General features: G+C 44.7%; 11 protein-coding genes and 1 pseudogene. 8 read left to right on the forward strand and 4 right to left on the reverse strand.

Annotated features, from left to right (window positions below; all coding sequences use genetic code 11):
* Positions 1-103 precede the first annotated feature (103 nt).
* On the reverse strand, positions 104-2,809 hold the full coding sequence (locus XBJ1_RS13035; RefSeq protein ID WP_012989470.1) for an RHS repeat-associated core domain-containing protein: 2,706 nt from the start codon (positions 2,807-2,809) through the stop codon (positions 104-106).
* Positions 2,810-3,005: 196 nt separating this feature from the next.
* On the opposite strand from XBJ1_RS13035, the gene XBJ1_RS13040 reads away from it, so the two are divergent.
* Positions 3,006-4,064, forward strand: a complete 1,059-nt coding sequence (locus tag XBJ1_RS13040; protein ID WP_012989472.1) for a serine hydrolase domain-containing protein — start codon at positions 3,006-3,008, stop codon at positions 4,062-4,064.
* 165 nt (positions 4,065-4,229) lie between these two features.
* On the opposite strand, the gene XBJ1_RS22775 is transcribed toward XBJ1_RS13040, so the two are convergent.
* Positions 4,230-4,352 carry a hypothetical protein gene (locus XBJ1_RS22775; RefSeq protein WP_269763710.1) on the reverse strand — a complete coding sequence of 41 codons (123 nt, stop codon included), beginning with the start codon at positions 4,350-4,352 and terminating at the stop codon, positions 4,230-4,232.
* Between the two features lie 44 nt (positions 4,353-4,396).
* On the opposite strand from XBJ1_RS22775, the gene uhpT reads away from it, so the two are divergent.
* Together uhpT and uhpA are read left to right on the forward strand one after the other, a co-directional pair.
* The gene (gene uhpT, locus XBJ1_RS13045) at positions 4,397-5,776 is read left to right on the forward strand and encodes a hexose-6-phosphate:phosphate antiporter (RefSeq protein WP_012989474.1); all 1,380 of its coding nucleotides are present in this window, start codon (positions 4,397-4,399) and stop codon (positions 5,774-5,776) included.
* A gap of 139 nt (positions 5,777-5,915) precedes the next feature.
* Entirely contained in the window at positions 5,916-6,545 is a 630-nt protein-coding gene (gene uhpA, locus XBJ1_RS13050) for a transcriptional regulator UhpA (RefSeq protein WP_012989475.1), read from the forward strand.
* A gap of 90 nt (positions 6,546-6,635) precedes the next feature.
* Here the strand turns inward: uhpA and XBJ1_RS13055 are convergent.
* Positions 6,636-6,890, reverse strand: a pseudogene (locus XBJ1_RS13055) (transposase); the annotation flags it as partial.
* A 455-nt stretch (positions 6,891-7,345) separates the two neighbouring features.
* On the opposite strand from XBJ1_RS13055, the gene sra reads away from it, so the two are divergent.
* Complete coding sequence (sra, locus tag XBJ1_RS20050; protein WP_012989477.1) at positions 7,346-7,582, forward strand: stationary-phase-induced ribosome-associated protein; 237 nt, start codon at positions 7,346-7,348, stop codon at positions 7,580-7,582.
* A 149-nt stretch (positions 7,583-7,731) separates the two neighbouring features.
* Here sra and cysS read toward each other — a convergent pair whose 3' ends face one another.
* Entirely contained in the window at positions 7,732-9,114 is a 1,383-nt protein-coding gene (gene cysS / locus XBJ1_RS13060; RefSeq protein WP_012989478.1) for a cysteine--tRNA ligase, read from the reverse strand.
* 274 nt (positions 9,115-9,388) lie between these two features.
* On the opposite strand from cysS, the gene ppiB reads away from it, so the two are divergent.
* The 4 genes from ppiB to purK all read left to right on the forward strand — a co-directional run bounded on the left by ppiB (position 9,389) and on the right by purK (position 12,361).
* Positions 9,389-9,883 (forward strand): peptidylprolyl isomerase B, encoded by a 495-nt coding sequence (ppiB, locus tag XBJ1_RS13065; protein WP_012989479.1) that lies wholly within the window; start codon positions 9,389-9,391, stop codon positions 9,881-9,883.
* Positions 9,884-9,894: 11 nt separating this feature from the next.
* Positions 9,895-10,617 (forward strand): UDP-2,3-diacylglucosamine diphosphatase, encoded by a 723-nt coding sequence (lpxH, locus tag XBJ1_RS13070; RefSeq protein ID WP_012989480.1) that lies wholly within the window; start codon positions 9,895-9,897, stop codon positions 10,615-10,617.
* A gap of 134 nt (positions 10,618-10,751) precedes the next feature.
* Positions 10,752-11,297: a 5-(carboxyamino)imidazole ribonucleotide mutase gene (gene purE, locus XBJ1_RS13075; RefSeq protein WP_012989481.1), complete on the forward strand. Its 546-nt coding sequence runs from the start codon at positions 10,752-10,754 to the stop codon at positions 11,295-11,297.
* The gene (gene purK / locus XBJ1_RS13080) at positions 11,294-12,361 is read left to right on the forward strand and encodes a 5-(carboxyamino)imidazole ribonucleotide synthase (protein ID WP_012989482.1); all 1,068 of its coding nucleotides are present in this window, start codon (positions 11,294-11,296) and stop codon (positions 12,359-12,361) included. The genes purE and purK overlap by 4 nt, the downstream gene beginning before the upstream one ends.
* The last annotated feature ends 4 nt before the right edge of the window (positions 12,362-12,365 follow it).

Genomic DNA, 12,365 nt, shown 5'->3' on the forward strand with positions numbered 1-12,365 from the left:
CCTGATAATCAGATACTCAACACTGAATTTTTCAAATAGTACAAGAGCTGGCTAAACTTTTTCTGGGTTAGTCAGCTCAATATTAATGATACAAATTTAAAATTCAGCTATATCTGTGTTTAGGTTGATAGCTACTCCATTTAGCCTCAGAGAATACTTCGCTATGAGGTACGGCTTTCCCATCTCGCCAAAATTTTAAATTCTCTTTCACTTCTTTGGTATCTTTATGGCGATATAACCAGCGTAATTCGCTAGATGTTATACTTGCACCATGACCTTGTTTTGATATCACCGTATTAATATCATCACCAATGGTATCAACCAAAAAATGAACAGGGGCTTTCCTCTCAAAGAATTGATAGCCTAAGCCAGCTTTACTTGTTTTTTGCCAAAGTGGCACTGATGTAGTTATTGATGGATTATTAATTAGCGCAGTTATAAGTTCATTATCATTTTTAACATTGTATTTAGGATGTTCTGATAAAAACGCTCTAAATCCAATGACACGCTGGTAATCATGTACCTCTTTTTTGATACTTTTATCAGTAGCATATTCTCTGGGTTTACTGGCATCCCAAGTCGCATTTGTGATGTCATTTTGTATCAGTATATTTCTTTTGGTGTTATTTTTTTTTCGAAAAGATTGCCTGAGCCTAGAAAACACGTTACCTGAATTAGCTGTAGATTTACTCATACGTTTAAAGCCGACTTTTTCTAAATCTGATAAAGCAGTAGTTCTGGGATTATCTAAACCATACAAAATATCTCCTTCTTTAAATTCATGTATGAGGAGTTGTGTTTCTGTTTCTTGTGGTGGTTCAGGCGCTAGACCTTTATCATCCTTAAATGTGATAGGGTTATTTCTCACCATCCGATATAAATTCAGCCCGTCTATAGTTCCTGCCGGATCAGCACTTAACCATCTTCCCACCCGCGGCTGATAATAACGGAAGCCATAATAATACAATCCCGTCGCATCCCGCTCTTTGCCGGAATAACGAATCGTTTTGTAATGGGCTTCGGTCTCGTTTCTTGTCGCCCATACGGATGTACCGCCATAAGGATAATACTCTTCCTCAGTGATAATTTGCCCTGTGCCATTTAATTCAAGTTGGCTGCTGCTAAGAAGATTGTCATAGCTGTATCGCAGTTGATTGTTATCGATATCCTCCGGTTTACCGCTCTCCCAATGCAGAACCCTCACTTGCGCCCGACCTGCTTCACCAACGCTGATAACCTGCAAATCTTCGGTAATACTATTCCCGTTTTTGGTGGTGCGTAGTTCCAAACCTGTCAGGTAGGTAACTCGCTGCTGCTCACCGATTTTCAGCACCCGTTTGCCGCTGCTGTCATAGCGATACTCTTCAAGGTTGTCGCTGCTGCCTGTTTTGTTCACCTGATGTAACTCTCCCCGTGAATTCCATTTCAGGCTTTGTCCCGGTATCAGATTCATTTGATGACCGCCGGCATCAAACTGTGCATCGACCTGTTCCGGTTTTTCGGCCAAATCTTGGGAGACGGCGTGGTTGTTGCGATTGGAAACGGTGATATTTAAGGTGTAATTATTATTCGTCGCTGGTGAACTGTGGCGGATTTGCAGCAGGTTGCCGGCATTGTCATAGGAATAATTGCGGGTGTAGTTGGTATAGGTGCTGCTATCAATAGGTGAAACAGGAGGAGGAAGTTTATTGCTTTGCTGCCCGATATTCGCCATTTCGCGCCCTGTGGCATTGATAAGCTGATACAGCGAATCATAACTGTAGCTGTTCTCCGGCACGACTTTCTGATTACGCCAGAAGCGGGTGGCTTCGGTATCATTGCGGATATTGAGCACGTTACCGACCGGATCATAATCGTAACGTAAATCTTGCAGCACTTTGGCATCAGACGGGCGGTGGGTGGTGATGCTGATTAACCGCTGAGTCTCTGGTTCGTAGGTATAATCGGTGATCACGCCATTGCCATGCACTTCTTGCAGTTTTTGTCCGGCAGCGGAGTAAGTGAGTGATTTGAGAATGATTTGTTCATTCTGGTCTTTCAACGTCAGCCAGCTTCCTTTCAGTTGACCGGCAATATCGTAATCCAAACGCTGTAGATTACCTTTGGTATCAGTCTGAGTGAGAAGGGCGCTTGTGGCATCTACTGTGCTCTGGGTTGTGTGAAGAGTATTGTCCAGTGCACCAAGATTGTTATCTGTCCAATTGACTTTCTGGTCATCAAGGATAAATTGCCGGGATTGCCTGAGCATGGCACCTGTCAGTGAACCGCTTTGCAGTTGACTCAATCCGGCGGGATCATAATGTTTGACGCACTGCCCGACAAGGTTATTGTCTTTGGCTTGCTGATTATTGTCAGACCAGAACAAGCGTTCCGTGATACGGGGTGAAACATTGACGGCCTGCTCGCTGACACTCAATAACCGCCCCGGCAGGGAAGGTGCTTCATACTGCCATTTCTGTGTGACCTCCGTTGCTGTGACAGCCATTATTGGGCGCCCTTCAATATCATTCAATGTGACGGTTCGTCCTGCATCAACACTGTCTGTATGTAAAATCTGGCCGTTTAAATCATACTGCCAGATAAAATTGGGCTTGATAGTACTGTCATTCTGCTGGCTGGCATGCAGCCGAGGATCAATACTCTGGCTCAAATAACCTTGGGTATTATATTGGTGGCGGGTAATACGGGTATCGGTTGCACTGCCCACTTCGGCACGGTGATAACCCATATCTCTAACGTTTAAACCCCGATTATCAAGAACACTCACGCCCGGGGTTTTGTTATAAAGTGCGGGATTAAAACGGCTCATTTACGACCTCCTCTAAATGTAATTTGAGAGAACTACCCTAGCATGATACAGCGAATAGGCAGGATGATATTTATTAGATTTTGATTAGGTATATCAGGCGAAAAAAATATACCCTTCATCTTTTAATTTGAAATCTATTGGGTATATATTTGTTGCATCTGTACGGAAAATATAAATTTTAGGTTGCTTAATAACAATGATTGATACAGTTGCTTTACAGCGGGCACTTGATAATTGGCTGCTTTTCTCTCCCTGTCTGGGGGTTAATGTCACTCTGTCTGATTCCCTTGGTAATAATTGGCATAGTGCTAGCGGGTTTGAACAGTTTGAAAATAAAACGGAAATGAAAGCATTACAGCAATGTTATATCTATAGCATTACCAAAACATTTACGGCGATCCGAATACTGCAATTAGTTGAACAAGAAAAACTGGCATTGGATTCACGATTGACGGAAATCCTTGGTCATTGTGGGCTCGATCCGGCTATCACGATCAGACAGCTTTTGAATCATACCGCGGGAGTCCCTAATTACACCGAGTTCGATGGATATGATGCGGCAACGAAAGCGAGTCCGGGGACTCCTTGGAGCTATGACTATACGCTGGCGTTGAGTGGTGAAAAAGGCATGAAATTCTCTCCGGGGGAAGGGTGGGATTACAGTAATACCGGGTACATGCTATTAGTTAAAGTGATTAAGGTGGTGACGGGAGAATCATTTCAAAAAAATATTAATGACGGCATCATCTTGCCGTTAGAACTGACTAAGACATATGTCGCCAGTGATATTGATCGTGGCACCGTTATTCCGGGTTTTAGCCGTTGGCTTAATAATAATGATGTGATGGAAAATATAACGGGAATATATCATCCTCACTGGTGCAAGACAGAGTTGATGGTTTCAACGACCAAAGAGATATGTCAGGTGTATCAAGCACTGTTTCAAGGGAAAATCCTCAGCCCTGCTTTATTAGCGGAAATGTGTAAACCCATTTCGATTGGCAGAAGTGCTGGCCTTTTTTATCGTAAGCCAAGTTATGGAATGGGGTTAATGATCGATCCTGAATGGGGACACGGAGGGTTGTTCGGTCACGGTGGTGAAGGGCCGGGATTTAACACATGGGCACTTTATCTGCCGGATTATCAGGGGCGCGCCCTGGCAATATGCATTTTTTGCAATACCAGTATGGCAGGACAGCCTGTTTATTTAGTGAAAGATTTTTTGCGCGTACTCGGCGCACCATTCGCTGAATAACAAAATATTCCGATTTCTTTTGAAGGGGTGGCAAGGAAAAATGAGATTTGTTTTTCCTACGGTGGGTTTATACCGTTTAAAATAACCGAATTTCAGGTTCAGTATACAGAAATTGTGACCCCTATCACGCTTTATAACCGATAAGAGTAAAATTAGGAAAAATTCCTAATTCAACCAAGACAGTAGCTCAAGCCAATCTTTCTCCACTTTTTTAAACTCCCGGGTAATGACAATACCGACGAAAACTCTCGCTTTTCTGCGATCTTCCTTTTTTGCTTCCTCTTGCATCAACAAAAAAGGTTTTCCTTATCGTGATTATCTGAGGATTTCACATGTTTAAAATTCTAGATCAAATTCGCAAGCCGACGCTGGATCTTCCGGTCGAAGAGCGCCGCAAAATGTGGTTTAAGCCCTTCATACAGTCCTACTTGGTAGTTTTTATTGGCTATATGGCCATGTATCTGGTGCGTAAAAACTTTAACATCGCCCAAAACGACATGATCTCCACTTATGGACTGTCGATGACGGAGCTGGGCTTGATCGGGCTGGGGTTCTCTATCACTTACGGGGTCGGCAAAACCGTAGTGTCTTATTATGCCGATAGCAAAAATACCAAACAATTCCTTCCCTTTATGCTGATCTTGTCTGGCCTTGCCATGATCGGTTTCAGTATGAGTATGGGCAGTTCCAACATCAGCGTTTTCCTGATGGTGGCGTGTTATGCCCTCAGTGGCTTTTTCCAAAGTATTGGCGGGCCTGCCAGCTATTCCACCATTACTAAATGGACTCCCCGTAATAAACGCGGAACCTACCTTGGCCTCTGGAATATGTCACACAACGTAGGAGGGGCAGGGGCTGCCGGGGTCGCACTATTTGGTGCTAATTACCTGTTTGATGGCCATGTGATAGGGATGTTTGTTTTTCCTTCTATTATTGCCCTAATTATTGGTTTTATTGGTTTACGCTACGGCAGTGATTCGCCAGAAAGCTATGGCTTGGGCAAAGTCGAAGAATTATTTGATGAAGCCGTCAGCGAAGAAGATATCGCGGCAGAAGAAAATCAAATGACCAAACGCGAGATCTTTGTTGAATACGTACTGAAAAACAAAGTGATTTGGTTACTCTGCTTCGCCAATATTTTCCTTTATGTCGTACGCATCGGTATTGACCAATGGTCAACCGTGTATGCGTATCAGGAATTGGGTCATTCAAAAGAAACCGCGATTTCCGGTTTTACTTTGTTTGAAGTTGGGGCGCTGGTAGGTACGTTGATGTGGGGATACCTGTCAGACTTAGCCAATGGTCGTCGTGCGCTGGTTGCCTGTGTTTCTCTGGGCTTAATTATTGTCTGTCTTGAATTCTACCAACATGCCACCAGTGAGTTCATGTATTTGTCCTCTCTGTTCGTACTCGGTTTCTTGGTATTTGGCCCACAATTGCTGATCGGCGTGGCTGCTGTTGGTTTTGTACCGAAAAAAGCGATCAGTGTGGCCGATGGGGTTAAGGGGACTTTTGCTTACTTAATCGGTGATAGCTTTGCCAAACTTGGCTTGGGCATGATTGCTGATGGCGTTCCCATCTTTGGTTTAACCGGCTGGAAAGGTACCTTTGTTGCACTGGATGCTTCGGCATTTATCTGTATCGGCTTGCTTGCTTTTGTTGTCATTGCGGAAGAGAAAAAAATCCGAAAAGCAAAAAAAAGCAGTCGATAACCCTGAAGAAATACATTGACGCCATTGCCTGAACGCAGTGGCGTTTTCTGCTTATCTTTTATCTCAATGTTCAGTCTATTGCGAAGCGACATCGATAACGGTAGTTTATGTTGATTCCCACATCCGGTAATAAATAACAATGATTAAAGTAGCATTGGTCGATGATCATGTTGTGGTACGTTCTGGTTTCGCCCAATTAATGAGTTTAGAATCCGATATCGAAATCGTCGGCGAATTCAGTTCATGTGCTGAAGCCAGACATGGGCTGCCAGGCTCAGGAGCAACGGTTTGTATTCTTGATATTTCGATGCCAGATGAGAGCGGACTTTCATTGCTGCAAGATCTCCCTTCCGGTATTCACTGCATTATGCTCAGTGTTCATGATTCTGTCACTATGGTAGAAAATGCATTGAAAGCGGGGGCTCGTGGTTATCTCAGCAAACGCTGTAGTCCGGATGAGCTGCTTCAGGCAGTGCGTACGACGGCAAATAATGGCTGTTATCTCACGCCGGATATTGCGCTGAAACTGGCGTCATCAAAAAATAGTCAGACTTCATTAGATCACTTGACCAAGCGAGAGCGACAAGTGGGTGAAATGCTTGCCAGAGGCATGGATGTCAAGGTTGTAGCGGCCGAGTTGGGATTGAGTCATAAGACAGTGCATGTTCATCGCGCTAATGTGATGAGTAAATTGGGGGTAACAAATAACGTGGGTTTAGTGAATTATTTTACGACTAGTGATCTCGACCCTGTTCACCATTTTGTGTAAATGCCATTTCTTAGTAATGACCGTCAAGGCGGTTAAATTAGCCCAGTTAGCCCGCCAACTACGACTTATCTGGGGATAGCGGTGATCTCAGGTTTCACTGAACGCGTCCAAGGCTTGAAGCGCTGCGTCTTCTGTCGGAACCTGATAAATCGTTTTCAGATCGCGTGTGACCGCTTTGTTATCTTTCCCGGCCACGAACCGCAGATTATTACGGAGCATGTGGACAATAGACAACTGGATGCGCGTTTCTGAATAAACGGCATTTATTGCGTCCGGGAAACCTTTCAGCCCATCAACGCAAGCGATGAGGATATCATTCAGCCCGCGATTTTTAAGCTCTGTAAGCCGATCATTTCCCCGACCGCGACAGTGACATTGTTGTGCCCGGTATTGATGCCGTCGTCGCCAGTCTGACCAATGTAAAATCTGTTCGATTGTCTTTCCCGCTTTTTCCATCAGCTTTGACAGCAGCTTGCGCAGTTCCGCTACATTGAGCGGAATCCGGCCTACCGATGTTTTTTTTCTCCTACCCCCGCAATATCAATCATAACAATAATGCAGATAATTTATCGTATTATCTTAAACTCCAGAACAAATAAAATAGAAACCCCGGAAAATAAGAAATCAGAAATAAATACCACAACAATATTAAACTGGAAAAAATAATAGATTCATCCGGTTTTATTCTCAGGAAATGTGATACAAGCGATATCCTGATAAATAATCAACATTACAATGTGTGGCTTTTCTAACAAGTTGCTATACTGAGAAGCTCACGTACAACTGAAAAGGCGTTGATTATGTTAAGTAATAGAGCTGCAAGACGGTTGTTGGGTATGCCTCATAAATTGAGTAATTCCAAGCGTAAGGTAATAATTTCTCTTCTTAATCTCACTTCCAGTGATAGTAAACATCAAATCCCAGAACAACTGAGACATTCTTCTTTTGTCTGTATGAAAAAAGATGCTTATTCAGGAAAAATAACCTATCACCCAGGAAATACATTTTATCCTGAACATTTGAATACCAGTCGATAAAATTGCCTGCTTTTATTCTAAAAAATTTATTGCGGCAGAATTCATTATCACTAAAATGATTATCGTGATAAAAAAGCGCTAAAAACGAACCGCCCACTGATGGGGCGGTTTATAGTTATTTTATGAATCAGTAATCAATCAAAAATTGATTATTTGCGACGCCATGTCGTTCCCTGTGGGCCATCTTCCAACTCAATTCTCATCGCGTTCAACTGATCACGCGCAGCATCTGCCAACGCCCACTCTTTGTTTGTTCGGGCATCGTTACGCTGCTTGATTAATGCTTCGATTTGGGCAACGTCATCATCCACATGAGCCCCTCCTTGTAAGAACTGTTCAGGTTCCTGTTCCAACAGCCCCAGTATCCCCGCCAGTTTACGCAGTTCAGCAGCCAGGCCGTTCGCCGCTGCCAGATTTTCAGTTTTCAGGCAGTTGATCTCACGAGCTATGTCAAATAATACAGAATAGGCTTCCGGTGTGTTGAAATCATCGTTCATTGCTTCAGTGAAACGGGCTTCAAATGCTTCGCTACCCGTAGGCTGAGCCGATTTATCCGTGCCACGCAATGCAGTGTACAGGCGCTCAAGAGCGGTACGTGCCTGTTTCAGATTTTCTTCCGTATAGTTCAACTGGCTGCGATAGTGGCCGGACAGCAGGAAGTAGCGCACGGTTTCAGCATCGTAATATCCCAGTACATCTCGGATGGTAAAGAAGTTGCTCAATGACTTGGACATCTTTTCTTTATCGACCATTACCATGCCGGAATGCATCCAGTAATTCACGTAAGGGCCACCATGAGCACAGGTAGACTGTGCAATTTCATTTTCATGATGTGGAAACATCAGATCAGAACCACCGCCGTGAATATCAAAATGCTGACCCAGTTGTTTGCCGTTCATGGCAGAACACTCAATATGCCAGCCCGGACGACCAACACCCCACGGCGACTCCCAGCTAGGCTCACCCGGCTTAGACATTTTCCACAGCACAAAATCCATTGGGTTACGTTTCACATCAGCAATTTCGACTCGCGCTCCCGCCTGTAACTGCTCCAGATCCTGACGTGAAAGCAGACCATAATCAGGATTAGTATCAATGGAGAACATCACATCGCCGTTATCCGCAACATAAGCGTGTCCACGGTTGATCAGCTCTTCAGTGATCTGAATGATTTCAGATATATGCTGAGTGGCACGAGGCTCCGAGTCTGGACGCTGAATATTCAGCGCATCAAAATCGCTGTGCATCTCGGACAACATACGTGTGGTAAGTGCATCACAACTTTCATTATTTTCAGTGGCACGTTTGATGATTTTGTCATCCACGTCAGTGACATTACGGACATAGGTTAAATCATAGCCCAGATAGCGCAGGTAACGGGCAATGACATCAAATGCAACAAAAGTTCTACCGTGGCCGATATGACACAAATCATAAATCGTGATGCCACACACGTACATGCCCACTTTTCCTTCATGGATCGGCTTAAATTCTTCTTTTTGGCGACTGAGAGTATTGAAAATTTTTAGCATCGGTGGGTTTTCCGTAAAAAGTGACGTACGTGTAATAAAAACGAACGAATCTGCTGATTATAGACTTCTTTATCAGCGATATAAATAAACTAGAATATGAAAAGCCAGATGAGATATTTCACCTTGATATGAAACGCTTTGCAAGCGCCGCGAGCGACCTTGTTCACAGACGCTTGCAGAGTACTGACTCAAGATCACAGATATGATATAACAGCGGATGTTCCGAACACCCTAGAAAATAGGGTCAATCAAAACTATTATTAGGATTTCTATTATGGTGACTTTTCATACCAACTTTGGCGATGTTGTGATTAACACTTTCACTGATAAAGCGCCTGTAACTGTTGAAAACTTCTTGAATTACTGCCGTGAAGGTTTCTATGACAATACAATTTTCCACCGTGTTATCAATGGCTTCATGATTCAGGGTGGTGGTTTTGAACCCGGTATGAAGCAGAAAACGGTTAAATCACCTATCCAAAACGAAGCCAATAACGGCCTGAAAAACACCCGTGGCACTCTCGCAATGGCACGTACCAATGATCCACACTCTGCAACTGCCCAGTTCTTCATCAATGTTGTTGATAACGATTTTCTGAATTTCCGTTCAGAACGTCCAGACGGATGGGGTTACTGCGTATTTGCCGAAGTGGTAGAAGGTATGGATGTGGTTGATAAAATCAAGGGCGTTTCCACTGGCCGCAGCGGTATGCACCAAGATGTACCAAACGAAGATGTGATCGTTGAACGTGTCACTATCAGCGAGTAATTAATCGTTACATGTGTACGCTGTTTATTGCAGATCTTCATCTCAATGAGCAAGAACCGGCAATTACTGCCGGTTTTCTGCGTTTTTTGCGTGAAGATGTTATTTATGCCGAGAGTTTATATATCCTCGGTGATTTTTTTGATTACTGGATTGGCGATGATGACCCCAATTCCCTGCACAGTGAAATTGCCCAAGCACTCAACGAGCTGAAACAAAAAGGTATTTCCTGCTATTTCATTCATGGTAATCGTGATTTCCTGCTTGGCTCCCGATTTGCCAGAGAGAGCGGTCTGATCCTGTTGCCACAGGAAAAGGTGCTGGAATTATACGGTAAGCGTATTCTGATCCTGCATGGCGACACGCTGTGTACAGATGATACAGGTTACCAGCAGTATCGTAAGCGGGTACACACGCCGTGGATACAACGGCTGTTTTTACTTCTTCCTTTGTTTATCCGACTGAAAATCGCAGCCAAAATGCGTGCAGGAAGCCAATACGCCAACAGCCAGAAATCTGAATCGATCATGGACGTCAATCAACAGGCGGTGATTGAGCATTTTGAAAAGTATCAGGTTGATTGGATGATCCACGGCCATACTCACCGTCCTGCAATACATGATATTCAAATCACGGATAAAACCGTACATCGCGGTGTTCTGGGCGCATGGCATCATCAAGGTTCAATGTTCAAAGTGACGAAAACGTCGATTGAACTGATGTTTTTCCCCTTCTGATCCCTGTTGAGAATTTCTGTAAAAATCGATAAATCAAACAACGCAAACGTTTTCCTTGTACCATTCTCATGATATGATCCGCCTCCTCATATATATTCGTTCTGCTGGACACCCAATACAGGAGCATCTGAGTTATGACGGCCCGCCCTGATCCCGCAACCGCTATTTCTGCAACTTCAATGCAACACCACGCCAAAATCGCCATTGTCATGGGTTCAAAAAGTGACTGGGCGACAATGCAACATGCCGCTGATATTTTGACGTCACTCGATATTCCCTTTCACGTTGAGATCGTTTCGGCACACCGAACTCCGGATAAACTTTTTCATTTTGCCGAGAAAGCCAAAGAAAACGGTTATGACGTGATTATCGCAGGTGCAGGCGGGGCAGCGCATCTGCCAGGTATGCTGGCAGCCAAAACATTGGTTCCGGTCTTTGGTGTCCCTGTGCAAAGTGCTGCACTCAGCGGAGTCGATAGTCTCTACTCCATCGTACAGATGCCAAAAGGCATCCCCGTTGGTACGCTGGCTATCGGAAAAGCCGGGGCAGCAAATGCGGCGTTACTGGCAGCGCAAGTGCTGGCATTACATGATGGTATGCTGTTTCAGCGTTTGTCAGACTGGCGTTCAGCACAAACACAAGATGTTTTGAATAATCCTGATCCACGGGAGGACGCATGAAACCAGTCTGCGTATTGGGTAATGGTCAGTTGGGTCGGATGCTCCGTCAGGCAGGCGAGCCATTGGGGATCGCTGTCTATCCGATTGGGCTGGATGCCGAGCCTGAATCAGTACCATACCAAAGCAGCGTCATCACCGCAGAAATTGAACGCTGGCCCGAAACCGCATTAACCCGCGAACTCGCCCATCATAAGGCTTTCATCAACCGTGATATTTTTCCTCTGTTGGCGGATCGCCTGCCACAAAAACAGCTCATGGATAGTTTGGGTTTGGCAACGGCACCGTGGCGATTACTTTCCGACCCCAGCCAATGGCCGCAACTGTTTGCGGAGTTAGGTGATTTTGTTATCGTCAAGCGCCGTACCGGCGGCTACGATGGACGTGGTCAATGGCGCATTCGACCGGGTGATGAAGCGGAATTACCTGCCGAAATTTACGGTGAATGTATTGTGGAACAAGGCATTCCGTTTTCAGGCGAAGTTTCACTGGTTGGTGCCCGCAATGTGCAAGGCCAATCCGTGTTTTATACACTGACCCATAATCTGCATCAGGAAGGTATTCTACGCACCAGCGTTGCCTTACCAAATGCGGGTAATCAGTTGCAGCAACAGGCAGAGAAGATGCTGTCTGCCCTCATGGATCACCTGAATTATGTCGGTGTCATGGCGATGGAATGTTTTATTGTTGGCGATAACTTATTAATCAACGAACTGGCGCCCCGGGTACACAATAGCGGTCACTGGACACAAAATGGCGCTTCCATCAGCCAATTTGAACTGCATCTTCGTGCAATCCTTGATCTCCCGATGCCTCAGCCAGAAATAATGGCGCTATCGGTGATGGTTAATCTGATCGGTACGGAACTCAATCCAGAATGGCTCGGTTTGCCTCTGGTACATTTGCATTGGTATGAAAAGGAAGTCCGCCCAGTGCGCAAAGTTGGGCACCTAAACCTGACTCACGCAGACAAACACGCATTGCAAACAACGTTACAGGCGTTGATCCTTCTACTACCTGCGGAGTACCAAAGCGGTTTGGAATGGGCAAAAATTAAATTGAATTGATGAG

The sequence above is a fragment of the Xenorhabdus bovienii SS-2004 genome, assembly GCF_000027225.1.
In the GTDB taxonomy this organism is placed as follows: domain Bacteria; phylum Pseudomonadota; class Gammaproteobacteria; order Enterobacterales; family Enterobacteriaceae; genus Xenorhabdus; species Xenorhabdus bovienii_C.

Coding starts and splice junctions, on each gene's coding strand:
- purE (WP_012989481.1), top strand. CDS start 10,752: ATGACGGCCCGCCCTGATCCCGCAACCGCTATTTCTGCAACTTCAATG.
- XBJ1_RS13040 (WP_012989472.1), top strand. CDS start 3,006: ATGATTGATACAGTTGCTTTACAGCGGGCACTTGATAATTGGCTGCTT.
- ppiB (WP_012989479.1), top strand. CDS start 9,389: ATGGTGACTTTTCATACCAACTTTGGCGATGTTGTGATTAACACTTTC.
- XBJ1_RS13035 (WP_012989470.1), bottom strand. CDS start 2,809: ATGAGCCGTTTTAATCCCGCACTTTATAACAAAACCCCGGGCGTGAGT.
- purK (WP_012989482.1), top strand. CDS start 11,294: ATGAAACCAGTCTGCGTATTGGGTAATGGTCAGTTGGGTCGGATGCTC.
- lpxH (WP_012989480.1), top strand. CDS start 9,895: ATGTGTACGCTGTTTATTGCAGATCTTCATCTCAATGAGCAAGAACCG.
- cysS (WP_012989478.1), bottom strand. CDS start 9,114: ATGCTAAAAATTTTCAATACTCTCAGTCGCCAAAAAGAAGAATTTAAG.
- XBJ1_RS22775 (WP_269763710.1), bottom strand. CDS start 4,352: ATGCAAGAGGAAGCAAAAAAGGAAGATCGCAGAAAAGCGAGAGTTTTC.
- uhpT (WP_012989474.1), top strand. CDS start 4,397: ATGTTTAAAATTCTAGATCAAATTCGCAAGCCGACGCTGGATCTTCCG.
- uhpA (WP_012989475.1), top strand. CDS start 5,916: ATGATTAAAGTAGCATTGGTCGATGATCATGTTGTGGTACGTTCTGGT.
- sra (WP_012989477.1), top strand. CDS start 7,346: ATGTTAAGTAATAGAGCTGCAAGACGGTTGTTGGGTATGCCTCATAAA.